This is a genomic window from Hyphomonas sp. (genome assembly GCF_036964145.1).
Lineage (GTDB): Bacteria > Pseudomonadota > Alphaproteobacteria > Caulobacterales > Hyphomonadaceae > Hyphomonas.
On sequence record NZ_JBALUC010000001.1, the window covers coordinates 793,225 to 817,012 of the forward strand.

At 63.5% G+C, this 23,788-nt stretch carries 24 protein-coding genes; 6 read left to right on the forward strand and 18 right to left on the reverse strand.

The window, feature by feature from the left end; genetic code table 11:
* Positions 1–55 precede the first annotated feature (55 nt).
* From V7660_RS03905 to V7660_RS03920, 4 genes are all read right to left on the reverse strand, one after another.
* A complete protein-coding gene (locus V7660_RS03905) occupies positions 56–610 on the reverse strand; it encodes a pseudouridine synthase (RefSeq protein ID WP_335601816.1) in 555 nt (184 codons plus the stop codon).
* Positions 607–1,062: a GNAT family N-acetyltransferase gene (locus V7660_RS03910; protein ID WP_335601817.1), complete on the reverse strand. Its 456-nt coding sequence runs from the start codon at positions 1,060–1,062 to the stop codon at positions 607–609. The genes V7660_RS03905 and V7660_RS03910 overlap by 4 nt, the downstream gene beginning before the upstream one ends.
* Before the next feature lie 11 nt (positions 1,063–1,073).
* A complete protein-coding gene (kdsA, locus tag V7660_RS03915) occupies positions 1,074–1,922 on the reverse strand; it encodes a 3-deoxy-8-phosphooctulonate synthase (RefSeq protein ID WP_335601818.1) in 849 nt (282 codons plus the stop codon).
* A gap of 445 nt (positions 1,923–2,367) precedes the next feature.
* A complete protein-coding gene (locus V7660_RS03920; RefSeq protein WP_335601819.1) occupies positions 2,368–2,970 on the reverse strand; it encodes an RcnB family protein in 603 nt (200 codons plus the stop codon).
* Between the two features lie 139 nt (positions 2,971–3,109).
* On the opposite strand from V7660_RS03920, the gene arfB reads away from it, so the two are divergent.
* Entirely contained in the window at positions 3,110–3,544 is a 435-nt protein-coding gene (gene arfB, locus V7660_RS03925; protein ID WP_335601820.1) for an alternative ribosome rescue aminoacyl-tRNA hydrolase ArfB, read from the forward strand.
* A gap of 4 nt (positions 3,545–3,548) precedes the next feature.
* Here arfB and V7660_RS03930 read toward each other — a convergent pair whose 3' ends face one another.
* The 9 genes from V7660_RS03930 to V7660_RS03970 form a co-directional block, all read right to left on the reverse strand.
* Complete coding sequence (locus V7660_RS03930; protein WP_442910023.1) at positions 3,549–4,604, reverse strand: methyltransferase domain-containing protein; 1,056 nt, start codon at positions 4,602–4,604, stop codon at positions 3,549–3,551.
* Positions 4,605–4,711: 107 nt separating this feature from the next.
* The gene (locus V7660_RS03935; protein WP_335601822.1) at positions 4,712–5,869 is read right to left on the reverse strand and encodes an Acg family FMN-binding oxidoreductase; all 1,158 of its coding nucleotides are present in this window, start codon (positions 5,867–5,869) and stop codon (positions 4,712–4,714) included.
* An 88-nt stretch (positions 5,870–5,957) separates the two neighbouring features.
* Positions 5,958–7,505 carry a ribosome biogenesis GTPase Der gene (der, locus tag V7660_RS03940; protein ID WP_335601823.1) on the reverse strand — a complete coding sequence of 516 codons (1,548 nt, stop codon included), beginning with the start codon at positions 7,503–7,505 and terminating at the stop codon, positions 5,958–5,960.
* 54 nt (positions 7,506–7,559) lie between these two features.
* Positions 7,560–8,909, reverse strand: coding sequence for an outer membrane protein assembly factor BamB family protein (locus tag V7660_RS03945; RefSeq protein WP_335601824.1), 1,350 nt, complete (start codon positions 8,907–8,909; stop codon positions 7,560–7,562).
* Positions 8,906–9,640: a hypothetical protein gene (locus V7660_RS03950; protein WP_335601825.1), complete on the reverse strand. Its 735-nt coding sequence runs from the start codon at positions 9,638–9,640 to the stop codon at positions 8,906–8,908. The genes V7660_RS03945 and V7660_RS03950 overlap by 4 nt, the downstream gene beginning before the upstream one ends.
* Positions 9,641–9,709: 69 nt before the next feature.
* Positions 9,710–10,546: a 3-methyl-2-oxobutanoate hydroxymethyltransferase gene (gene panB / locus V7660_RS03955; protein WP_335601826.1), complete on the reverse strand. Its 837-nt coding sequence runs from the start codon at positions 10,544–10,546 to the stop codon at positions 9,710–9,712.
* Between the two features lie 69 nt (positions 10,547–10,615).
* On the reverse strand, positions 10,616–11,017 hold the full coding sequence (locus V7660_RS03960; RefSeq protein ID WP_335601827.1) for a GFA family protein: 402 nt from the start codon (positions 11,015–11,017) through the stop codon (positions 10,616–10,618).
* A 4-nt stretch (positions 11,018–11,021) separates the two neighbouring features.
* Positions 11,022–11,606 (reverse strand): NnrU family protein, encoded by a 585-nt coding sequence (locus V7660_RS03965; RefSeq protein ID WP_335601828.1) that lies wholly within the window; start codon positions 11,604–11,606, stop codon positions 11,022–11,024.
* A 64-nt stretch (positions 11,607–11,670) separates the two neighbouring features.
* On the reverse strand, positions 11,671–11,919 hold the full coding sequence (locus tag V7660_RS03970) for a DUF3297 family protein (RefSeq protein ID WP_335601829.1): 249 nt from the start codon (positions 11,917–11,919) through the stop codon (positions 11,671–11,673).
* A 170-nt stretch (positions 11,920–12,089) separates the two neighbouring features.
* On the opposite strand from V7660_RS03970, the gene V7660_RS03975 reads away from it, so the two are divergent.
* Positions 12,090–14,102, forward strand: coding sequence for a putative bifunctional diguanylate cyclase/phosphodiesterase (locus V7660_RS03975; protein ID WP_335601830.1), 2,013 nt, complete (start codon positions 12,090–12,092; stop codon positions 14,100–14,102).
* Positions 14,103–14,204: 102 nt separating this feature from the next.
* On the forward strand, positions 14,205–14,831 hold the full coding sequence (locus tag V7660_RS03980) for a sulfotransferase family protein (RefSeq protein WP_335601831.1): 627 nt from the start codon (positions 14,205–14,207) through the stop codon (positions 14,829–14,831).
* A gap of 76 nt (positions 14,832–14,907) precedes the next feature.
* Here the strand turns inward: V7660_RS03980 and V7660_RS03985 are convergent, their stop codons facing one another.
* The 5 genes from V7660_RS03985 to V7660_RS04005 all read right to left on the reverse strand — a co-directional run bounded on the left by V7660_RS03985 (position 14,908) and on the right by V7660_RS04005 (position 19,806).
* Positions 14,908–15,273 (reverse strand): hypothetical protein, encoded by a 366-nt coding sequence (locus V7660_RS03985; protein ID WP_335601832.1) that lies wholly within the window; start codon positions 15,271–15,273, stop codon positions 14,908–14,910.
* A 129-nt stretch (positions 15,274–15,402) separates the two neighbouring features.
* Positions 15,403–16,575 carry an acyl-CoA dehydrogenase family protein gene (locus V7660_RS03990; protein ID WP_335601833.1) on the reverse strand — a complete coding sequence of 391 codons (1,173 nt, stop codon included), beginning with the start codon at positions 16,573–16,575 and terminating at the stop codon, positions 15,403–15,405.
* 67 nt (positions 16,576–16,642) lie between these two features.
* Positions 16,643–18,220 carry an ABC-F family ATP-binding cassette domain-containing protein gene (locus tag V7660_RS03995; RefSeq protein ID WP_335601834.1) on the reverse strand — a complete coding sequence of 526 codons (1,578 nt, stop codon included), beginning with the start codon at positions 18,218–18,220 and terminating at the stop codon, positions 16,643–16,645.
* Positions 18,221–18,352: 132 nt separating this feature from the next.
* Positions 18,353–19,513, reverse strand: a complete 1,161-nt coding sequence (locus V7660_RS04000; protein WP_335601835.1) for an FAD-dependent oxidoreductase — start codon at positions 19,511–19,513, stop codon at positions 18,353–18,355.
* Positions 19,514–19,551: 38 nt separating this feature from the next.
* Entirely contained in the window at positions 19,552–19,806 is a 255-nt protein-coding gene (locus tag V7660_RS04005; protein WP_335601836.1) for a hypothetical protein, read from the reverse strand.
* A gap of 343 nt (positions 19,807–20,149) precedes the next feature.
* On the opposite strand from V7660_RS04005, the gene V7660_RS04010 reads away from it, so the two are divergent.
* The 3 genes from V7660_RS04010 to V7660_RS04020 all read left to right on the forward strand — a co-directional run bounded on the left by V7660_RS04010 (position 20,150) and on the right by V7660_RS04020 (position 23,724).
* Positions 20,150–21,097 (forward strand): extracellular solute-binding protein, encoded by a 948-nt coding sequence (locus V7660_RS04010; RefSeq protein WP_335601837.1) that lies wholly within the window; start codon positions 20,150–20,152, stop codon positions 21,095–21,097.
* A gap of 75 nt (positions 21,098–21,172) precedes the next feature.
* Positions 21,173–22,717, forward strand: a complete 1,545-nt coding sequence (locus tag V7660_RS04015) for an ABC transporter permease (RefSeq protein ID WP_335601838.1) — start codon at positions 21,173–21,175, stop codon at positions 22,715–22,717.
* Positions 22,714–23,724 carry an ABC transporter ATP-binding protein gene (locus V7660_RS04020; RefSeq protein WP_335601839.1) on the forward strand — a complete coding sequence of 337 codons (1,011 nt, stop codon included), beginning with the start codon at positions 22,714–22,716 and terminating at the stop codon, positions 23,722–23,724. The genes V7660_RS04015 and V7660_RS04020 overlap by 4 nt, the downstream gene beginning before the upstream one ends.
* Positions 23,725–23,788: the final 64 nt, after the last annotated feature.

Consider the following 23,788-nt stretch of genomic DNA (forward strand, 5'->3'; position numbering starts at 1 on the left):
GCCTGTGGAGTGCCGTGTGCTAATCTGTGTTACGGGGCCTGTGAAGGGTTGGGGGTCAGCCCTTGATGTCGCGCCACTCGCCAGGGGCAAGGCCATCAAGCGTCCAGTCGCCCACCTGAGCCCGGATGAGACGCAGCGTGGGATGTCCCACAGCGGCCGTCATGCGGCGGACCTGGCGGTTGCGGCCCTCAATAATGATCAGTTCGATCCAGCTGTCGGGCACGGATTTGCGAAACCGGATGGGCGGGTCGCGGGGCCAGAGATCGCCGGGTTCGTCGATCATGCGCGCCTTGGCCGGGGCGGTACGCCCATCATTCAACTCTACGCCCGAGCGGAGAGCTTCCAGCGCCGTCTCGTCCGGGATGCCCTCGATCTGGGCCCAATAGATCTTGGCCATCTTGGCCTTCGGGTCGGAAATCCGCGCCTGCAGCTTTCCGTCATCGGTCAGCAACAGCAGGCCTTCGCTGTCCCGGTCAAGCCGGCCAGCGGGATAGACGCGCGGGATGTCCATATAGTCCGACAGAGTTTCGCGCGAACTCGCCAGCGTGCTCTTGTCGGTAAACTGGGACAGGACATTGAACGGTTTGTTGAAGGCGACGAGGCGCGTCATTCGGTGAGGTCTTCCGGTAACAGGCCGAGCGCCGAGGCGGCGGCAGGGGTCCGGATCCAGATCCAGTCGCCGATGCCTTCGCTGGTGCCACCCGGCTCATTGGTCTCGATCCAGCCCATTGCCCGATAGAAGGTGCGGGCCGTGGTGTTGGACGTATTGCACTTCAGGGACAGGGCGCTGCCATAGCGCATCATGGTTGCCACCATCAGCGACCGGCCAATACCCTGGCCCTGATGATCCGGATCAATGAAGAAGTGGTGCAGGAAATGGTCCGGGTCCCAGACACTGGAAAAGCCGACCGGGCGATCGTCTTTCTCAGCTACCAGGATGCTCTCGCCTTTGGTCTGACGGTCGAACTCGGCCGCATCAACGCGCTCGATGCCGGCCAGCGGGAACACGTCCCGACTGGCACGGTAGAGGATGGTGGCAAGGGCCTCCCGGTCTGATGCCATACCCTCCCGGATCACGCGTTCACAACCTCATGCAGTGATTTCAGTGTGCTCAGCAGGCCCTCGGCCGACGAGAGCGGCAGGCAGCTCGGTCCGTCGCACAGCGCCTTGTCCGGATCGGTGTGGAACTCGAGGAAGACCCCATCCGCGCCAGCGGCAATCGCCGATTTTGCGATGATGGCCACGCCCTCGCGGCGACCGCCGGTGGAGGCGCCGCCCGTGCGCGGGTCAGCGCCCGGCAGCTGGACGGCATGGGTCGCGTCGATGGTAACCGGGCAGCCGAGTTTCTGCATTTCCGGAATGCCCAGCATGTCGACGACCAGATTGTTGTAACCGAAGCTGGAGCCGCGCTCGCACAGGATCACGCCGACATCTGCGGCTTCACCGATCTTGGAGACGATGTTCTTGGTATCCCACGGCGCGATGAACTGGGCTTTCTTGACCTGGATAATGCCGCCAGCGGCTGCGGTGGCCTTGGCGGTGGCGACGACGAGGTCGGTCTGGCGGCACAGAAAGGCCGGGATCTGGACGATGTCGGCAACGTCTGCGACGGCTTCGGCCTGACCGGCTTCATGCAGATCGGTGCAGATCGGCACGCCCAGCTTGGCCTTTACGGTCGCAAGCATTTTCAGGCCGTCTGCGAGGCCGGGGCCGCGAAAGGACTTGATCGAGGAACGGTTCGCCTTGTCGAAGCTCGCCTTGAACACATAGGGCAGGCCCAATTGCTCGCAGATGCGTTTCAGTTCGCTGCCCACTTCGAGAGACAGGCCCTCGTCTTCGAGAACATTGAGGCCGGCAATTACCGATAGCGGTTTGCCTGTGCCGATGGTCCATCCGGATGTCTTGTGGGTCAGGGCGTTCATTTGAGTTTCTCCGCTCGGGTGTTTTGCTAGCAAATAGCGGTGTTGCGGGCAAAAGGTAAGTCGGCGCGGTCAGGCCGAATCTGCAAACAAAGAAGCCGCCCTTTGGGGCGGCTTCCGTGAGTCCTCGGGACCCAACAAAGTCTGGCAGCGTTTCAGCGTGCCTTCAAATATCTCTATGCGCCGACAGGAGGCTGCTCCGGCCGGGCACCACAGGATATAAACTTGTTGATCCCTCTGGTTTTCTCACTCGACATGAATCACCTCCTTTCAAGCGTGCAACAGGCACGGACTTTGTCCAGAACCATCCCGGACGAATCAGAGTTAAGCATGATTTGCGCCATTACAAAGTTAACTTCAGGGCTTTTTTGGAAGACACTTTCATGACGCATGAAAAACGCCCGGACGACGGGCCCGGGCGTTCTGTATTTTCTGAATTTGGGCCAGCCTAGTCGTAGGCGAGGGCGCCGACGACCAATCCGATGATCGCACCCGTGGCGACCGAAGCCAGGATGGCGTCGCCGCTATGATGGTCCCGGACCCAGTAATGTCCGGGCGGCGGCGCGTAGAGGCCATAGGTGGAGTAATTCGCGATGTAGACCGTCTGGTGATGCGGCCGATACCAGCCGCCCACATGGTAGGGCGGGACATAGCCCTGACGATAATAGGGGCCGTAAGCGCGGCTGTAGCGGACATAATTGTGCCGCGGCGGCGCATAGTGGCGATGGGCGCGCGGCGGCGCGCGGTAAACAGGCCGCGGCGCTGGCCGGTAATACGGCCGCTGGGCATGATGGCCCTTATTGTAATTGCGATTATTGGAATGACCATTGTTGTAGCCGCGATTGCCACGATTGTGGTCGCCGCGATGATCATTGTCACGGCGTCCACGGTCTCTGTGGTCGCGGTCTCCGCCACGATGGCCGCCATCATGGTAACCGCCGCCGCGATTGTGATCGCCGCGCCCGCGTTCTGCATAGGCGGCGGGTGCGGCCAACAGGCCCAGCGTGGCCGTAGTGGCGATCAGGGTAGTAAGGGTCTTGAACAGTTTCATGGCGGGCAAGGCCTCCGACTTGGGGCCCGGACGGACGCATCCGCACAGGCAAACCAGATCCCGCATCCTGCGGGCTTATGACAGTGACGCTAGTCTTGCGGGGCTGAACTCTCGCTGAACGCCGTGTTAAGGAAACTCCATGGCCGAGTTCGGGGACATTCGTATCAATGACGAGCTGACATTGCCCGCCTGGGAAGTGTCGGAAGCGTTCGTGCGTGCGTCCGGGCCGGGTGGGCAGAATGTGAACAAGGTGTCGACCGCCGTGCAGCTGACCTGGCATGTCGAGGCTTCTTCCCTGCCGCCGGAGGTGAAGGCGCGCTTCGCCAAGCTCTATGCCAACCGGATCACCAAGGATGGCCGCCTGATGCTGGAGGCGTCCGAGCATCGCAGCCAAGCCCTGAACCGGGAGGCGGCGCGCAAGCGCTTGGCCGGAATGATCCTGCGGGCGAGCCGCAAGCCGAAGCGTCGCATCAAGACCAAACCGACCTATGGCAGCGTGAAACGCCGGATTGCGGCCAAGAAGCGCCGGGGCGAGATCAAATCCCTGCGCGGGAATATCGACCCGACGGAGTAGCGCGCTAGCAGCAGCCGCCAACCGGCGCGGGGCCGCTGGCGTCCTGAGTCTCTGCGAACACGTCCGGCGCGGCGCAGCCGGGGAAGACGCCGAAATGGGTCTTGCCGTCACCGACCACATCAAAGAAGGGCGCAAAGCGTGTCTCCATCAGCATGGCGAGTGTGTTGCCGCAGACCGGGAAGACGCGGCCGGCTTCAATCTCATGCTCCGCGTCCAGACTGAAGACGCGCTCCATGCCTTCGACGCCGCCCTTGTAGATGACGGCCTGGCCATAATCCTCGCAGGCCGTCTCCAGCCCGGCGAGCTTCATCAGGCGGGCTGTGACGGAGGCAAAGCGGATCGGCTCGACCTTGGCCTTTAATTTCGGATCAATGATGGCAAGGCGGCGATGGGTGACGACGCGCGGATCGGCAAAGCCCGCCGCTATCGCGATGGCTTCATAATCGTTCCAGTAGAGCGCGCCTGACAGGCATTCGCCATAGAGGATGGGATCGTCGATCAATTCCTGCGGAATGCGCCGGTCTGCATAAACGTCCGAGAAATAGAGCTCGCCGCCGGGCTTCAGCAGGCGGTGGGCCTGCCGGAAGACTTCCGGCTTGTCCGTGCAGAGATTGATCACGCAATTGGAGATGATGAGGTCAAAGGAATTGGGCTCAAGATCAAGCTCGCCGAGTTTTTCCAGTTCGCCTTTCACAAAGCGCGTATTGGGCGTGTCATAGCCAAATTGCTCGGCGTGCCAGGCTTCATGTGCGCGGGCGACGTCCAGCTGCTCATCCGTCATGTCGACACCGGTGACATGGCCGGTCGGGCCAACCAGCTTGGCGAGGGCGAACACATCACGTCCGGCGCCGCTGCCGAGGTCCAGGACTTTCAAGCCTTCCAGCGCGGCCGGAATGGCGAGGCCGCAGCCATAATATTTCGCGGCCACGTCATCATGCACGGCGGCGAGGGCGGCGGAGACATGAGCTGGCGGGCGGGAGGCCGTCGTGCAGGCATCGGTCTTGAGATCGGACGAACTGGTCAGGGTTTCCCCGTAATAGGCCTTCACCACATCCTGCATCTGGTTCATGTCGATCTCCGTATTGACTGCACCCGACCCTAGGGGGCGCGCAGGCGTGTTTCCAGTAACGGATGTGTGTGGACTGCGGAAAGCCCCGGAGGCGCCGCTCAGCTAATCAGCCGGGAGGTGAGAGGCCAGCGCGGCGAGGCGTCCGGCGGCGGTGCGTAGCCGAGGCGGAAGATGCCCTGAATGCGCGCGGGCGCTTCAATCCGCAGTCGCTCATGCACTTCGGTGAAACACTCCGCAAGTTCGGGGAATTCCTCCAGCACTTGTGAAATCGGCTGGGTCGCGAGGCCCAGCTGGGCGGCGGCCTGTTGCAGGCGAACCCAGCGGGCGCCGGCGTCCAGCTGGTCGGCGCGTGTGTTCTGCCCGGTCACCAGCCACCCGAAAGTCGGGGTGGCGTCGATGGCCTTTTCGTAAAAGGCCCTGGTTTCCTTGTAAGCCGTGGTGCCGGGCTGGCGCATCTTCTCCTGGGTCAGCACGCCGGCGGCTTTCATCATCTCGATCATGGTTCCGCTGACCGAGATGCCGTCCGGATTTTCGCGAATGTCGGCGGACCCGATCCGGGTCAGATTCGTGCTTTCATGGTGTACGCGCGGCGTGGACATCTCGATGGCCCAGCCGCGTTTGCAGACATCCCGGAACCAGTCCACCGTCTCCGGCGCGCTGGTCACGGCAAACCCGGTGGCTTCCTCCCCTTTCGACACTTCTGTCAGTGTCTCCAGCAGGGCGGGCTCGACCGGCCGGTCGATATCGTAGGGCGTGCGCACAGTGCGCCGCTGCAGGGCGTGGGCAAACAGCGGATCGCGGGCAACATCGGGAGATGCCTCCAGCCGGACATGGGCGATCGGGCGCGGGTCGAGCCGGGGATAGGGCTGGCCATCGGGAAAGCGCGTCACATGCGCAATATATCCCTGTTCGGCCGCAGCCTGTCTCAGCAATTCCAGGAAGGCGCCGAGGCTGATCGTGATTTGCCGGTTCGGCGGATCGGTTTCCGGCAACAGCCGGTCGAGGTCGCAATACAGGGTGAGCCTGTCCGCGCCGATCAGTTCGATCAGCCAGGGCTGGCGATTATGCGGGCTGGGGGCGAGGATGGCATAGGCCAGCGCATTCAGCCGGACGTCGCCGAAGCCCTCTTCGGCTTCCCGCCAGGGTTCGCGCACGGCGTCAAGGCGCTGGGCGGAGTGATACGTGCACGATCCGGCTGCACCAAGGATCAGGACAGCGGCGCCGCCCGTCATCAGCAAGGCTCGTCTGGAGACCATTGGCTATTTCCCCGAAGCAATCGTCTCGCCGAATGCCACGTTGAGGAGGGGTGTCCTTTGACCGAGCGCAAGGCGTCGCGCCGGAGGGCTAGCCCTTCTTGGTCGGCTTGCCTCTGTACGGGCCCTTGCCCTGCGGCTTGCGGGCGCCATCGGCCTTGTCGGCATAGGGGTTCTTACCCTGCCGGACGAACAGGCGGATCGGCACGCCGTGCATGTCGAAGGCATCACGCAGATTGTTGATCAGATACCGCTTGTAGGTTTCCGGCATCTGGTCACCGCGCGAGGCGATCAGCACGAAGGTCGGCGGGCGCGCCTTCATCTGGGCCATGTAGCGCGGCTTGATCCGCTTGCCCTGAACGCTTGGGGGCGGGTGGCGCTCGACCGTGTGGCGCAGCCAGCGGTTGAGGTCGCCGGTCTTCACCCGTGCGGTCCAGTCCTGATAGACTTTTGCCACGGCAGGCATCAGCTTGTCGGTATGCCGGCCCGTCAGGCCCGACAGGAAGACCACCGGCGCGCCGCCAGCATTCGGCATCAGCCGGTTGGCGAGGTCGCGGATATGCTTGGCCGCTTCATCCGGCTTCTTCACCGTGTCCCATTTGGAAATGACCAGAACGACGCCGCGGCCTTCGCGCAAGGCGAGGTCGGCGATCAGCAGGTCCTGCTTTTCCATCGCCTCATGTGCGTCCATGACCAGCGCGATGATGTCGGCATATTTCAGCGAACGGATCGTCTCGCCGGTCGACATGCGTTCAAGCCGCTCCTGCACCTTGCTCCTGCGGCGGAGGCCCGCTGTGTCGACCAGCCGGATGCGGCGGCCTTCCCATTCCCAGTCGATGGAAATGGAGTCGCGCGTGATGCCGGCTTCGGGGCCCGTCAGCAGGCGGTCGGATTGCAGCAGTTGGTTGATCAGGGTGGACTTGCCGGCATTCGGGCGGCCGACAATGGCCAGCTTGATCGGCTTGTCATCCTTGGGTGGCTCAGGGGCGATGTCCACATCGGCGGCTTCGATGGCCGCGACGAGATCGTCATCGGAGACGCTGAGATCGTCAATATCGATATGGGCGAGCTTCTCGATGATGTCTTCGGCCGCACGAGGATCATAGTCCGGTTCGGCTTCCTGGAGGGCCAGTTCAAAGGCTTCCTCGCCGAGCGCCTGCCGGATGGCTTCGTAGAGTTCGGCCATGCCCTCGCCATGCTCGGCAGACAGGCCGACCGGCTCGCCCAAGCCGAGCGACCAGGCGTCCATCACGCCGACCGTGCCCTGCTTGCCTTCGGCTTTGTTGGCCGCCAGCACGATGGGGATGTTCGCCTTGCGGAGCAGGGCGGCAAAATTCTCGTCTTCCGGGGTTACGCCCACGCGCGCATCAATCAGGAAGAGGGCCAGCTCTGCCTCTGCGATGGCGGCCTCGGTCTGCTGACGCATGCGGGATTCGAGACTATCATCATAGGACGTCTCATAGCCGGCCGTGTCGATCAGGATCAGCGGCAGGGAGGCCAGATAGCCTTCCGCCTGTTTTCGGTCACGCGTCACGCCCGGCTGGTCATCGACCAGCGCGATCTTCTTGCCGACAAGGCGGTTAAACAGGGTCGACTTGCCCACATTGGGGCGTCCGACAATGGCGAGTTTCAAAGGCATGGCGGGGCCTGCTCCAATGCGTTCAGGCGAGGCGCGCCAGCCCGGCGCAGCCTGTTACTGAATCGCAACCAGTTTTGCATCATCGGTGAGCAGGAAGACTTTGCCCTGCACGGCGATGGGTTCGATATATGTTGTGTCCTTGATGTTCAGAGAGGCGATCTGTTCGCCCGTCTGCGGATCAAAGGCGAGAACTTCCCCATAGGAGGAAACGATCAGAATGCGGCCTGACGCCAGAAGCGGGCCGGAATAGCTGATCCGCTTCTTCTTTTTCTTCTCATTCTTGTACTGGGGCAGATCGGTGACCCAATAGGCATCTCCGGTGCCCGCATCGAGGGCGGCCAGCGTCGCATTCGTGCCGATCACGAACAGGAATTTGCCGCTCAGGGTCGGCGCCTGGGTCGAGCCGATGGGGCGGGCCCAGACGCGGTTGCCGCTGCGCCCGTCAATCGCGACGGTGATGCCGGACTGGCTGGACGCGAAGACGAGACCGCCAGCCAGGACCGGGCGGGAGCCAATGTCATTGATCTCGGAAATCGGGGTGAAGCGGCCAGCCTGCGAAATGGCATCCGTCCAGAGACGGCGACCATTATTGGCAAGATAGGCGATGATCTCGCCGGACGAGTAGGGCGCAATCACGAAGTCTTCGATGGCGGCCGGGCTCGGGCTGCCGAGGACGCGGGCAGATTCCGCAATGGCCTGGTCGCTCCAGTCGGTTTCGCCGGTCTGGAGGTCCAGTGAGAAGATTTCATTATTGTTGGACGCGACAAAGACCTTGCCGTCCTTGACGGTCGGCGCGCCAGTCATCGGGACGCCGAGTTCATGCTTCCAGATCTCGCTGCCATCATTGGCGTTGAGGCGCGTGACATAGCCGAAGCCGCTGGCAACGATCAGCGTACCGTCATTCACGGCGAGACCGCCGCCGAGCGCGGTCTTGTCCCGCTTGGTCAGGCCCTTGAGTTCCTTCTTCCAGAGCGTGCGGCCGCTGGAGAGGTCGGTTGCATAGATCGTCTGGTCGGCGTCGAGCGTGTAGATCGCCGTCTCGCTGGCGACCGGCGGCGTGCTGACAGCCGATTTGTTGCTGGAGCCCTTGCCGACGGAATTGCGCCAGGCAACTTTCAGGTCGGGGGCCGCGTTCACATGGCCCGGCGCCTTGGCAGGCGTCCCGCCAGCTTCCGGCCAGGACGCCATGTCCACGGCCGGCAGCAGGTCGATGGATTCGGTTGCCAGTTCCGGCTTGGCCGCAATGGCTTCTTCCGCCAGCACCATTGTGACGCGGCCCGCCTTGTCGAGCTGTTCCTTGTCGTCATTGCCGGAACCACCGAGGAACGGAATGCTGCTGCACGCCGTCAGCGCGACGAATGCCGTTGCGGTTGCGGTCAGCTTGAGTGGGCGGGAAAGCCTCATTGGCCAGTCTCCTCGATGTCGGCAGTTTCAGCGGGCAGATCGCCCTCAACTGATGTCTCTGTGTCGCTGGCGGCGGCCTCTTCGGCGGGCGCTGCCGGGATGGCTGCAAGCGCGATTTCGGCGCGGCGCTTCACGCCTTCCGGCGCGGCTGCATCAAAGCGGAGGCGGTTGAATTCGGTCCGGGCGCGGGTGATGTCGCCGGTCTCGAACGCCTTGGCGGCGATCAGTTCACGGGCGAGCGCGCCGAGTGGGCCCTCATCCGCGACCAGGCTGCCGAGTGTGGCTTCGAGGTCCGCCATGGATTGGGTGTCGACCGAATAATATGCCGTTTTCAGGATCGAGAGACGCTCGAACGGGCTGCCCTCGACGGCGGCGACGGAAGAGAGCGTGCGGGTGGCGCCATTGGAGTCGCCCCCGCCCTCATACTGGGTCTGGGCCAGATATTGCGCCGCCAGGGGCGCGATCTTGCCATTGCCTTCGGCCAATTCGCGGAAGGCGGTTTCGGCCTCGGTGTAATTGTCTTCTTCGAGCAGGGTCAGGGCGTTTTCGAAGGCGAGCGCACGTTCGGCGCGCGCCTGTTCGGCCTGCGGTCGCAGCACGAATTCGTTCAGGGCCACTGCTCCCACGAGCAATGCTGCCGCGCCATAGATAAAGGGCCTGTAGCGTTTCCACAGGCCTTCCATCTTGTCCTGGCGCAGGCTTTCTTCGACTTCGTCAAAAATGTCGCTCAACGGGGCGCTCCGATCGGGTAATCTGACTTCGGGGGGAACCTAGACGCGCCTGCGCCCTGCTGCAACGTGTCAGGGCTGTTTCGCTTCAGGTTTTCGCAGGGAATAGGTCTCGGCTTGGCCGGGGAATTCGCGGGACCGGACATCGGCGGCAAACTGGCTGATGGCGCTGTCGATCTCGGTGCGCAGGTCCGCGTAGCGGCGCACGAATTTGGGCGCCCAGTCGAACAGGCCGAGCATGTCCTGGGTCACCAGAACCTGGCCGTCACAACTGGCCGAGGCGCCAATGCCGATGGTGGGGCAGCTGACTTCCTGCGTGATCTCGTCGGCAAGGTCGCGCGCGACGCCCTCTATGACGATGGCGAACGCTCCGGCGCGGTCGGCTGCGCGGGCTTCGTTGATCACGATATCGCGCTCGGCCCCGGTCCGGCCCTTGGCCCGGAAACCCCCATCGACATTGACCGCCTGCGGGCGCAGGCCGACATGGCCCATGACCGGGATGCCGCGCTCGACAAGGTGGGCGATCTGGGTCGCGGCATAGGCGCCACTCTCGATCTTCACGGCCTGGCAGCCGGTTTCCTTGAGGATGCGGGCGGCATTCAGGAAAGCCTGGTCTTCGCTCGTCTCATAGCTGCCGAAGGGCATGTCCACGACGACGAAGGCCTGCTGGCTGCCGCGCATCACGGCCTGGCCGTGCAGGATCATCATTTCCATGGTCACGCCGACCGTCGAGGGCAGGCCATGTACCACCATGCCAACACTGTCGCCGACAAGGATGAGATCGGCATGCGGGTCCATGATCTCGGCCATCGGCGCGTCATAGGCGGTCAGGCAGACCAGTGGCTTGCCCCCCTTGGCGGCGGCGATATCCTTGACGGTCTTGCGGGAAATGCGGGTTTGTTTCGACATGGCCAGCGACTTAGCCTGCCTCAGACCGGCGGGCAAGCGCGTGTGAACGGTCGCTTCCGCCGCGCAGGATCAGCTGCGGCCCTTGGGGAAGTGATGCAGGGCCGTCGGTATCTCCACCCACTCATGCCGGGTCTCTTCCCAGACCGAGCGTACCGGCCCCGGGAAGTGCGGATCGGCGATCGCTCCCACGGCGATGCCGGCGGCTTCGGGATGATTCCCGGTCGTCCAGTAGACGGTGGAGCCACAGGTCGGGCAGAAATAGGTCGTGAAGGCGCCGCCGCTGTCAGTCTTGCGCGTCCAGGATGTGGCGTTTCCTGTAATGGTCAGGGCAGCAAGCAGGTAATAGGCCCCGACCCCGAAGGGCGATCCGGTCCGGCGCTGGCAGGCCGTGCAATGGCAGGCCACAACGGCCGGCGTGATGTCGTCCGGCAAGTCGACTTTCAGGCTGCCGCAGGCACACTGTGCGTCCATGTTTCTAGACTCCCGGCAGGACCGGCACGCCGATCAGAAATTCATGCAGATGGAAGAAGAAGGCGAGATAGACGCCGATGCCGATGACCAGCGCGCCAATGTCTCCGAGATTGGAGGGCGCGACATCGGCGGGCGGGCCCGTATCCCCGCGCTTCTTCACGGCGATCCGGTCGATGATTGCATAGGCCAGGAAGCTCGTGAACAGGATCACGGAATTCCACTCACCATTGGCGAGAAGGTGGCCGAGCGCCCAGAGCTTCACCGCGACCAGCATCGGGTGTTTCAGGGTTTTCTTGATGCGGCCGGCGGGCAGATAGGCGGCCACGAGGATAATCATCGCGGGCAGCATCAGCGTCATGTTCAGGTGGCGGCCCCAGCTGGGCGCGAAATAGAGTGAGCCCATCCAGCGCGCGGCATCATAACCATAGATGATCAGGGCGAACCCGGCCAAGGCCACCAGGCTGTAGAGACCCATATAGGGGCCATAGCCCATGCGCTGGCGCAGATCCCTGCCCGGTGCGCGGCTGCGGAATGCGGAAAACAGATGGGCCCCGAAGAACAGGACCAGTCCGGCGATCAGATACGGCATGATGAATTCCTCCCGGCAGGGAGTCTAGGCGGAGTCCGGGATGTGGGAAAGCCGGAAGGCGGCCTCAGCCTTCGGGCTGATCCTTCAGCCAGACCTCGACCTTGCCCTTGAGCTTCAGCGTGAGAGGCTTGCCCTTGCGGTCGAGCGCCTTGCCGGCGGCCACACGGATCCAGCCTTCGGATACGCAATACTCTTCGACATTTGTCTTTTCGGCGCCGTTGAAGCGGACACCGATCTCACGCTGCAGCAGGTCTGCATCATGAAACTTGCTGTCGGGATCAAGGGCGAGGCGGTCAGGAAGCGTGTCGGTCATGAAAAGCTCTTTGCCAGCGAATCCGGGAATTGCAAGAGGTCAGGCGCAAACGGGCAGGCCCTTTTTGGGGATGAAGACAGGGTTAACCGAAAGTAGTGGAATTTTCCCGTGACTAAACCGGGCTTTATGGAACTACCTATAATGGATATGGCCTAACAGAACGGGCGCGTATGCGAAATATCTCCGACATCAAGCACTATCGGACCATGCTCCAGAATGCACGGAACCTGGAAGAGGCGGTTGTGATGGAGCAGATGCGCGCAACATCCAGGAACCTCTCCGCGCTGTATGCGATGCTGTGCGTGGCCTCGCTGTCGCTGGGCATGAGCTTCCTTGAATATGCGCCGCTCTACCTGACATTGGGCCTGCCTTGCCTGTTCATTGTGGCCAGTATCCTGCGGATCAATCACTGGCGGGATTCCCAGATGGAACTCACCGATCCGGTACGGGCCAAACGCGATTTCGCCGTCATGGAATATGGCTCGCTGATCATCTTTGCCATTCTGGGCGCCTGGATTGCCATGCTGTGGCCCTATGCCATCGGTCGCCAGGAAGCGCAGCTGGCATTGTTCACCTGCCTGATCGGTCCCGTCGCCATGATGTGTTCGATGCCTCGGCCGAGGATCGTGGCCATCGGCCTGACAGGGACGCTGCTCGTCTTCTGTCTCGTCTTCGTGCTGCATGATCCGCAGTTCTATGGGTTCATGGCTGTGCCGATGGCGGTGTCCTATGGCGTCTTCTTCAAGGTGTCCTTCACCTACAAGCAGCGCATCGTGGAATCGGTGATGCTGCACAATGAACTCATCTCGGAAAACGAGCGGGCTTCGGGCCTTGCGGAATCCAACCGTTTCCTGGCCCTGTCCGATACGCTGACCGGCCTGCCGAACCGGCGCCGCTTCTTCGAACAGATCAATCTCTTCTTCGAGCGCTGCCCGGATGGCGAGTTGCCGATTGTCGGCCTGGTCGACCTGGATGGCTTCAAGCCGCTGAATGACGTGTTCGGCCATTCTGCCGGCGATGCCGTCCTTGTGGAAACCGCCAACCGGATTAAGCTGGCCGCGACCCATTATGGCGGCGCTGTGGCGCGCCTGGGGGGAGACGAGTTTGCCTATGTCCTGCCGTGGAATACGTCGCGGGACGATGCGATGAAATTCTCCCAGGAACTGGTTGCCTCGATCAGCAATCCGGTTGTCCTGCCCAGCAGTGACGTCAGCCGCGTCTCGGCCTCAGTGGGCCTGTCCTCGCGCAGCTTTGAAGTCGCTTCGGCGAAGGATCTTCTGGAGCAGGCGGACTTCGCCCTGTTCCGCGCCAAGGAATCCTCGGCCGGTCCGGTGGTGGAATTTTCCTCGCACCACGCCGCCAGCAAACGGCGCGAAGTGCTGGTGCACCAAGCGTTCAAGAATGCCGACCTCGACAAGGAAATCCACCTTGTCTACCAGCCGATCATCGACACGCGGGACGGCGCCATCCGCCGCTGCGAGGCGCTGGCGCGCTGGGACAGTCCGGAGATCGGCATGGTGCCGCCGGGCGAGTTCGTGCCGATTGCTGAAAAAGCCGGCATGACCCAGGAAATGACGCTGGCCGTGTTCCGCAAGGTGATTGCCCAGCTGAAAGTATGGCCGGATACTGCGCGCATTGCCGTGAACCTGTCCGCGCAGGACGTGAACAGCCGGCAGTGTACGGATCTGCTGGCCTCGATGCTGATCCGCCAGTCACCGAGCCTGCGCAAGCGCATCTCGATCGAAGTCACGGAATCCTCGCTGCTGACGGATTTCACGGAGGTGCACAACAACCTCCTGAAATTCCGCGAACTGGGCGTGAAGATTGCCCTCGATGATTTCGGAACGGGCTTTTCCTCCCTGCGATACCTCCAGGAGCTGGAGTTCGACATCGTCAAGATCGATCGCAGCTTTATCTCGTCGATCGAGTACAATCAGAAGAGTTTTGGTCTTGTGCGGACAATCAGCCGCCTCTGCCGGTCGCTGTCGATTGCCTGTGTGGCGGAAGGCGTGGAGACCCGCGAGGAACTGGACCATGTCCGCACCGCCGGATGCCACCTCGTTCAGGGCTATATCTTCACCAAGCCCCTGATGGCCGACAAGATGCTGCCTTACCTGACCGGCGAGCTGAAGTTCGACGGTATGGGGTCCATGCTGTCGGTCCCGACCCAAGTGGTTGCCTGATCGACCTCGCCCTGCGAGGCAAATTTCTTGTTATCGCCCGCCTCATGGTCATGCTATGGAAATAGCAGGGACGCCTGAAAGGCTGTGGAGGGAACAAATCCAATGACACTATCCGTTATCAGCGCCGGTTTCGGGCGCACAGGCACCATGTCGCTCAAACTGGCGCTTGAGCACCTCGGCTTCGGGCCGTGCCATCACATGATCGAAGTCATCGAGAATGGCGAGGCACAGGTGCCGCTCTGGAATGCTGCGCTGGCGGGCGCGCCAGACTTCGGCGCCATTTATGATGGCTTCACCTCCGCCGTGGACTGGCCGACTGCGGCCTTCTGGCAGGAGACGGCCGAGGCCTATCCAGAGGCGAAGATCATCCTCTCCACGCGCTCGCCCGAGAGCTGGTACAGCAGTATTTCCGAGACCATTCTGGCAACCGTCTGGGCGCCGGAGACCTGGCCGCCGCAAGCGACCGAATGGTTCCGCATGGTGACGAAAGTGCTGGAGCGCAGCTTTGGCGGCGCGAAAGACAAGGACAGCCTGATCGCCGCCTTCAACGCGCACGAAGCCGAAGTGAAGGCGACTATTCCCGCCGAGCGCCTTCTGGTGCATTCGGCCAAGGATGGCTGGGAACCGCTCTGCGCTTTCCTGGGTAAGCCCGTTCCGGACACACCCTATCCGCGTACCAACAGCAAGGAAGAGTTCTTCCAGCACATGACCAAGGCCGACGACATGTAGGGCTGGCCGCGCCAGCATTTGCGACGCCTGTGAGGGCGCTTCGGGTGGGAATCTGGTTTTTGTGACGGGAGCGCGGTCAGGGATCTGGCCGGGGCAGGGCACAGCCCTGGCTGAACTGTCTCGGGCGCGTTTGGTTGCCTGCATCAATCTGCACGCGGTCCTGGCTTTCACCGGGATGGGCGGAGTCCAGATCGCCAATTGCCAGGCGGAAAGCCTTTGACCATGTGAAGTCCAGCGGGTGCGGTTCGCGCTCATGCGGCGCGTCGCCGATCCATTGAAGGTATACGGTGCCGCGATGGTCGATGACGGTCATGAAAGGGACGTCCCGGCCCTTCAGTGCCCGAACATACAGGCGCAGAGCGACCGTCTGCAGCCAGATCCAGACCCGGTAGGGTTCCAGATGCGGCTTGAGCGGTCCGACAGGGGCAAACAGCGTGTCCATGCTGCCAATCCTGCCACAGCGCCAAGTCCGGTTGGATAGAGCCCACGAAAAACCCCTGACCTGCGCGGCAGGTCAGGGGTTTTCGAAGTGTCAGGGCCGGGGACAGGCCGGGTGGTCTCCCCGGATCAACTAGTAACTCTTCGGCAGGCCGAGGACGCGTTCGGCGATGAAGTTGAGGATCATCTCGCGGCTGACCGGGGCGATGCGGGCGAGCATGGCTTCGCGCATCATGCGCTCGACATGGTACTCTTTCGCGTAGCCCATGCCGCCATGCGTCAGCACAGCGGTCTCGCAGGCGCGGAAGCCGGCTTCGGTGCCAAGATATTTAGCGGAATTGGCCTCGGCGCCGCAATCCTGTCCGGCGTCATAGAGCCCGGCGGCCTTGTAGGCGAGCAGCTCAGCGGCGGACAGTTCGGCCCAGGATTTCGCTAGCGGATGCTGGATGCCCTGGTTCTGGCCGATGGGGCGGCCGAAGACGACGCGCTCTTTCGCATAGTTCGCAGCGCGCTCCAGCGCCGAAAAGCCGAGCCCGATGGATTCCACCGCGAACAGCACGCGCTCCGGGTTCAGGCCCTGAAGCAGGTATTTGAAGCCTTCGCCTTCCTCGCCGATAAGGTGGTCCTTCGGCACTTCCAGCCCGTCAATGTAGAGCATGTTGCACTCGACCGCCTTGCGGCCCATTTTCGGAATCGGCTGGCGCTCGATCTTGTTCGGGTCAAGGTCGGTGTAGAACAGGGAGAGGCCGAGATAGGGCTTGGCGCACTGGTCCTTGGGCGTGGTGCGCGCGATGATCAGGATCTTGTCGGCGCGCTGGGCCCCGGTCGTCCAGATCTTGCGGCCATTGATCGTGTAGCCGGTATTGGTGCGCTCGGCCTTGGTTTCGAGGCTGGACGTGTCGAGGCCGGAATTCGGCTCGGTCACGGCAAAGCACATCTTCTCTTCGCCCGAGATGATCTTGGGCAAATTCTCGCGCTTCTGCTCGGGATTGCCGAACCGTTCGAGCGGCTTCGGCCCGAAGATGTTGAGATGAATGGCGGAGGCGGCGGAGAAGCCCGCGCCGGTGCGCGTGACCGTCTGCATCATCAGCGCGGCTTCGGTCAGGCCGAGGCCCGCGCCGCCATATTCTTCCGGGAAGGCAATGCCCAGCCAGCCGCCTGCGGCCATGGCGTCACAGAATTCCTCCGGCCAGTCGCCGGTCTCGTCGGTCTTCGCCCAGTATTCGTCCCCAAAGGGTTCGAGCGTTTTTTCGACGGCGGCCTTGATGGCGGCCTGATCTTCACTCATCGGCGCGATCTGGTGCATGTGACGTAATCCTCCTGAGGGCCAGACTTAAGGCGGCCATGCAGGCCCGTCCAGCGATTGCCCTGCGTCAGGGGAGCGCAATTGTGCGCGTGATGCCGATGGCTGTGAGGAAGGCCGGGTCATGGCTGATGACGAGGAGGGCGCCATCATAGGCTTTGAGGGCCGTCTCCAGCGTTTCAATCGTGTCCATGTCGAGATGATTGGTCGGCTCGTCCAGCAGGAGCAGCTCCGGCGGTTCCGGCGCGGCGAAGATGGCTGCGAGGCCGGTGCGCAGGCGTTCCCCGCCGCTGAGCGTTGTGACGGATTGCAGCGCAGCCTCGTTCCGGAAGGCGAAGCGGGCGAGGGCGGCATGGGCTTCATTCTTTGTCAGGTGAGGCTGGACGGCCCTGATCGTGTCGAGGATCGAGCCGCCCGAGGGCAGCAGGCTGACATGCTGGTCGAGCCGGGCGATGCGGCGCGTGAGCGGGTCGACGATGCCGGCGGCGGGGGCGATCTCGCCAAGGATCATGCGCATCAGCGTCGACTTTCCGGCGCCATTCGGGCCGGCAAGGGCGATCCGCTCGGGTCCTCTTATGTCGAAGCTGAGCGGGCCAAACAGGGGGCGGTTGCCGAAGGCGGCGGCGGCCTCGGTCACGCGCAGGATGTCCTTTGACCGGGGCAGGTGAACCGGCGGCAATTCCATCGTGATGGGCGCGGTGGTCTCGACCCTGGCGCGGGCGGCTTCCAGGGCGTCGGCGCTTTCGTTGGTCTGGCGGCTGGCAAGGTCGCTGCCCCGTGCGGCGGTGGCCTCCGCGCGTTCCTGCCGTTTGTCGAGCAGCATCTTGGGGGCATCCCCCTTTGCGCGGGCGGCGCGGCCCGCCTTGTCGCGCCGGTCCTGTTTTTCCTTTGCGCGCTGGGCCTCGGCTTGTGTGCGGCGCAGGGCGGTTTCGGATCTGGCGAGATCAGCTTCGGCCTGCGCGCGGGCAGCGTCGCGGGCTTCGCGGAATTCGCTCCACCCGCCGCCGAACACGGTCACGCCTATGGGGGACAATTCCACGATGCGGTCCATCTGCTCCAACAGGTGGCGGTCATGGCTGGCGATGAGCGCGCCGCCGCGCCAATCCTGCAGGAGCTTGGCGATCGCGGCACGGCCATCCGTGTCAAGATTGTTGGTGGGTTCATCCAGCAGCAACACATCAGGCTCTTCCAGCAACAGGCGGGCGATCATGACTCGCGTACGCTCGCCGCCGCTGAACCGGGACAGGGCAGTGTCCCATGGCATGTCGCGGAGACCGGTAGATGCCAGAACGGATTCGAGCCGGGACTCCAGCGTCCAGTCGGCCAAATCGGCATCTTCCAGCGAGCCTTCACCCGCGGCCAGACGCGCAAGCCGGGCAAGGCCCTCCGCCGCGCCGAGCGCTTCGCAAACGGTCTGGGACTCGTCGGCTATCTGGGCGAGACGGCCTAGACGGCCGTGAACGGACAGGCTTCCGCGTGCAGGCTCCACATCGCCGGCAATGGCGCGCAGCAGGGTGGACTTGCCACAGCCATTGCGGCCGACAAGGCCGATGCATTCGCGGCCGAGCGACAGGGTCAGGCCGTCAAAGAGCGGCGTGCCGTCAGGCGTGGTGAGGGAAAGGGAGTCGAGTGTGAGACAGGAAGACATGGGCAGGCCGTGCGATCATGGAAAGGGTCAGCGAAGCAGTGGGCTTTGCGTAATCCATGTCTTTGGCCTCCATTGGTTTCTCTGCGGATCGAAGCGCTTACATACGCATTCCTGCGCTGAGTTCAAGGAAAATCAGGCCTGGGCCGGAAGCGCGCGGGATGGCGCGAAGGCGCCGGCAAGGTCGCCGGGCTCCGCCCCCAGCATCTGGTCTGCGATGATCTGCGCCGTGATCGGCGTCAGCAGGATGCCGTTCCGGTAATGCCCGGCCGCAACGAACATGTTGGGCTGGCGGGTGCGACCGAGGAAGGGCGCGAAATCGGGCGTGCCGGGGCGGACACCGGACCATGTGGAAGTGATGCGGGCATCGGCCAGTGAGGGCACGATTTGCGCCGCGTCTGACAAGAGGCCCGCAATATCATCCGTATTCGGCATACCGGTCGTGCGGCCCGGTTCCATCGTGGCGCCGATCACGAGTTCGCTGCCGCGTGGCACCATGTAGATGGGGCCGGCGCGCAGCGTGGTGGCGGGATGATCGGCCCGGCGCTCCACCGACAGCATCTGGCCGCCATAGGTGTCGATCTCGTCCAGCGAAATGTCCCAGTTCACGAGGCTGACTTGCTGGCCATGCTCGGTGACTTTCAGGGCGCCGCTTTGCCAGCCGGCTGTGACGAGGATCAGGTCATGGCCGTCACTGTCCAGCGTGCTGCCGCGCGAGTGCAGCGGCGCGGGCGTGGGCTCCAGCGTGATCGAGGGGTGGCGCTCGCAGAGAAGAAGGAAGGCGGAGACCACGGCGCGGTTGTTCACATGCCCATCGGTTTCGAGCCGCAGGGCGCCGAGCAGGTCCGGCGAGAGGGAGGGCTCGACCGCGCGCGCGGCGTCCACGTCGAGCCGGTCGCCCGGAAGGCCGCGCTTCGCCAATGTGTTCAGAATGCCGTCCAGATGCCGGGCTGTGGCCGGGTCTGCCGCAACGGCCAGGGAGGGGCCCGGCGCGTAGCCCACCGGCTTGCCACTGTCGGCTTCCAGACGGGCGGCAAAGCCGGGCCAGAGCCGCGCGCTTTCAAGGCAGAGGTCAAACAGTTTGGGGTGAACACCGGGTTCTGATGCGGCTTCGAAGGCCGGGGCAATCATGCCGGCGGCGGCCCAGCTGGCGCCGCGTCCGGGTGTGTTGGGGTCGTAAAGGGTGATGGTCGCGCCGCGCCGGGCAAGTTCCAGCGCGCAGCTGAGGCCAATGATACCGGCCCCGGCAATCGCGATGCGGGGGGCGGACAGGGTGGGGCGGGCGGCGCAGGTCATGTGCGCTATCTAGGCTATCGCGCAGCGGAATAGAACGCTCAGGCGGCGGAGACCTGCATTTTCTGGCTTTCCCAATAGGTCTGGAAGGCTTCGGCCCATTTCTGGCTCTGGAAAACGACTTCCTTGCAGAATTCTCCCGTGGGCCGGACGGCGGTCCGCACCATCATTTCCGGGCCTTCATCGCTTTCCCGGCCAAGCTGCTCGATGACGAAGGCATCCAGCGTTGCCGAGAGCAGCGCATCCTCCTCCGGGGAGCCGAGATCCACATCCACGACGATATCACTCACTGCCATGTCCCTACCACCTGTCTTTTTTCGCGGTCCATTTTCTTGGACACTGTTTGTAGGCTCATATCGTTACCGTTTTTTGTGCAATGCAACATGAGATTCACGCGCTTTACGGCCGTTTCCGTCGGTGTGTGCAAAAATCGGGCAAAAAGGTCGCGCATCTCGTTCGTTGCGATCCATTCTCAACTGTGATTGAACAGAAGATCAATGCCCCTGAGAGAGAGTTTGTTCCATGAAATGGTATGTGCCCCTGGCCGCCGCCTGCGTTTTCCTTTCTGCCTGTGGAGGGCCGTCGGGGACTTCGGGGGAGTCTGAAGCTGCGGCTACACCGCCGGTAGAGCCAACCGGCATGCTGAATGTATATTCCGCGCGGCACTACGATTCTGACAAAAACCTCTACAAACGCTTTGAGGCAGAGACCGGCATCCGGGTCCGGTTCCGCGAGTCCGGCGCCGCCGAACTGCTCGAAGCGATGAAGGCCGAGGGCGACAAAAGTCCCGCGGACGTCATCATTTCGTCCGATGCTGGCACACTCTACCGGTTCAAGGCGGCAGGCCTGATGCAGCCCATCGAGTCGGACATCCTGTTGGAGCGCATTCCCGAACATTTCCGCGATCCCGACCATAACTGGTATGGCCTGGCCAAACGGTTGCGCGTGATTGTCTATGATCCGGCCCGTGTCGAGCCGGACCAGGTGGATGAATATGCCGACCTCGCCAGCGCGAATTTCGAGGGCGAAGTCTGCATGCGCTCCAGCACGAATATCTACAATCTCTCCCTGATGGGCGAATTGATCGACCGGCTGGGCAAGGATACGGCGGAAGCCTGGGCGCGCAGCGTCGTGGCGAATTTCGCCCGGCCTCCGCAGGGCGGCGATACCGGCCAGATCGAGGCCATTGCCGCCGGCCAGTGCTCGGTCGCGCTGGTGAACCATTATTACTGGGTGCGCATGACGCAAGGCTCCGATGCCCAGCGCAAATCGGTCGAGAAGACCATGCTCTCTTTCCCGCAGCAGGATAGCTGGGGCGCGCATGTGAATGTCACCGGCGCAGGCGTAGCCGCCCATGCGCCGCACAAGGAGGCCGCCATCCAGTTCATCGAATGGCTGGCCACCGAGGAGGGCCAGTTCCTGCTGACCACCGAGACCAAGGAAATCCCGCTGGTCGCTGGCGCCGAGATGCCGGGAGGGCTCGACCGGCTTCCGCCTGATTTCAAGGAAAGCGTGTTCTCGCTCAACAAGCTTGGAGAAAACCAGGCCGAGGCGCAGGCGATCTATGACCGCGCAGGATGGAACTGATCTCGTTTGAACACCTACACCGCCATACGCAGCTTTCGGTTCAGAAGCATTGACGGGCCCGCCTTATTGGCGGGCTTGATCATTGCTGTGCCGGTTGTCGTCACGCTGCTGGCGGGGATCCTGAATGGCGGCGGCGAGGCGTGGAGTCACATCCGCGACACGCTGCTCACGGGCTACACGACCGGCACGCTCGGCACGCTGGCATTAACCGCCCTCATGACCCTGGCCGTTGCGGTGCCGGCGGCATGGCTGGTGACGATGTACCAGTTTCCGGGACGGGGCCTGTTCGAATGGCTGCTGATCCTGCCGCTCGCCGCGCCGGGCTATGTGCTGGCCTATGCCTATGCCGATTTGATGGGCCTGATGGGGCCGTTCCAGGTGGCAATTCGCGAGGCGACCGGCTGGACGGCGCGCGACTATTGGTTTCCGGATATGCGCAGCCTGCCGGGGCTCGCCTTCGTGCTGACCTGCGCGCTTTACCCCTATGTCTACCTGACGGCGCGGGCGGCGTTTGTCTCGCAATCGGTCTGCGCGCTGGAAGCGGCCCGCAGCTTGGGGGCGAGCAGTGCGCGCCGGTTCTGGCAGGTGGCGTTGCCGGCTGCGCGTCCGGCGATTGCGGCGGGGCTCGCGCTGACCTTGATGGAAGCGGCGGCAGACTATGGCGCCGCCGAATATCTCGGTGTGCCGACCCTGACCTTCGGCATCGTGCGCGCCTGGCAGAGTTTTGGCGAACCGGCGGCTGCGGCGCGGCTCGCTCTGGTTCTGGTCGTGATCGTGATCGCGCTGATCCTGACAGAGCGGCATACGCGGGGCCGTGCCGGCAGCCAGCAAAGCTCGACCCGCTGGCGCAACGTATCCCGCACGCGCTTGCCGCGCTGGGCTGGGCTGGGGGCGATGGCGGCGTGCGCGCTCCTGTTCCTCGCAACCTTTGTCCTGCCCATGTCGCGCCTCATCTGGCTGGTCATGGAATCGCAGGGCCAGATCGCGCCGATTGGCCGGGCGCTGGTCAACACGCTGATCCTTGCCGGCTCGGGCGCGGCGCTGGCCTTCGTGCTGGCCATGGTGATCGCGCTGACGGCCCGGCAGAGCGGACTGATCGCCGGCTTCGCACGGTTGATGGCCTCGACCGGCTACGCCATTCCGGGCGCCGTTCTCGCGCTCGGCGCGCTGTTGGTGATGGGTTATCTCGGCATCACGCTGACCGGGGCGGGGGCGATCATTGCACTCGCCTGGGTCTATGCCAGCCGGTTCACGACCTCCGGCGCGGAGCCGATGGTCGCGGCGCTTGGCCGGGCGCCTGCCTCGATGGGCTATGCCGCCGAGAGCCTTGGCGCCTCGCCGCTGCGCCGCGCGGTTTCCGTTGACCTGCCGGTCGCGCTATCAGGCGCCATGGCTGGTGCCTTGATCCTGTTTGTTGAATCCCTGAAGGAATTGCCCGCAACCCTGATGTTGCGGCCGTTCAATTGGGACACGCTGTCGGTGCGGGCGAATGCCTATGCCACGGATGAGCGGCTGGCGGCGGCGGCCTTGCCGTCTCTGCTGATCACGTTGGCGGGCCTGCTGCCCGTGATCCTGCTGTCCTGGCGGCTCAGCCATTCGCGTCCGGGGGACACCCAATGAGCGCGCATTTGATCGCCACAAATGTGACCCGCCGCTACGGCCCCACCGCCGTGGTGGAAGGGGTCAGCCTCGATCTTGAACCGGGAGACATCACGGCCCTGCTCGGCGGGTCGGGCGCGGGCAAGTCGACCTTGCTGCGCTTGTTTGCCGGCCTGGAGCCGCTGGACGAGGGCGAGATCCGACTGGGAGACCAATTGCTTTCGAGGCCGGGCAAGACGGTGCCCGCCGAAAAGCGCCGGATCGGCCTGATCTTCCAGGATTTTGCGCTGTTCCCGCACCTGACCGCGGCGCAGAATGTTGCCTTTGGCCTCAAATCACGGGGCAAGGAAGCGGCGCGCACGATCGCCGCAGAATGGCTTGAGCGTCTGGGCCTGACGGGCCGGGCCGACGCCTTCCCGCATGAACTCTCCGGCGGAGAGCAACAGCGCGTCGCGATTGCCCGCGCACTCGCGCCGGAACCGGCGGCGATCCTGATGGACGAACCGTTCTCCGGCCTCGATCCGGCGCTGCGGGGCAGTGTGCGCGATACGGCGCTGGCGGCGATCCGGGAGGCGGGGATTCCGGCGCTCCTCGTTACGCATGACCCGACCGAAGCGCTGGAGAGCGCCGACTGTATCGCCATCCTGCAAGGTGGCTGCCTGCTGCAGCAGGGCAAGGCCGCAGATGTCTACATGAAGCCGGAAAGTGCTGCGATTGCTGCAGCGCTCGGCCCGGTTAGCCGTATTCGTGCGGCCGATTTGCCCGAGGGGCTTGCCGGGCAGGCCGTGCCGGCTGGAGCGGAACTGATCGTACGTCCGGAAGGTGTGGTGCAGGATGAGGGCTCGCCGGTTCGCGCCAAAGTCACCGCCAGCCAATTGACCGGTCCGCTGTGCCGCCTGTTGCTTGATTGCCAGGGACAGGCCCTGACGGCCTTGGTGCCGCGCATTACGGCGCCGAAGACAGGGGCCGAGATCGGAATCCGCCTCGACCCTGCCCTGACATTCATCTTCCAGTCAGCCGATTCCTGACAAATGCGTTATAGTGCGAGGAAACCCTCGCCAATCGTATAGGCGTCCCATAAAATCAGGGATG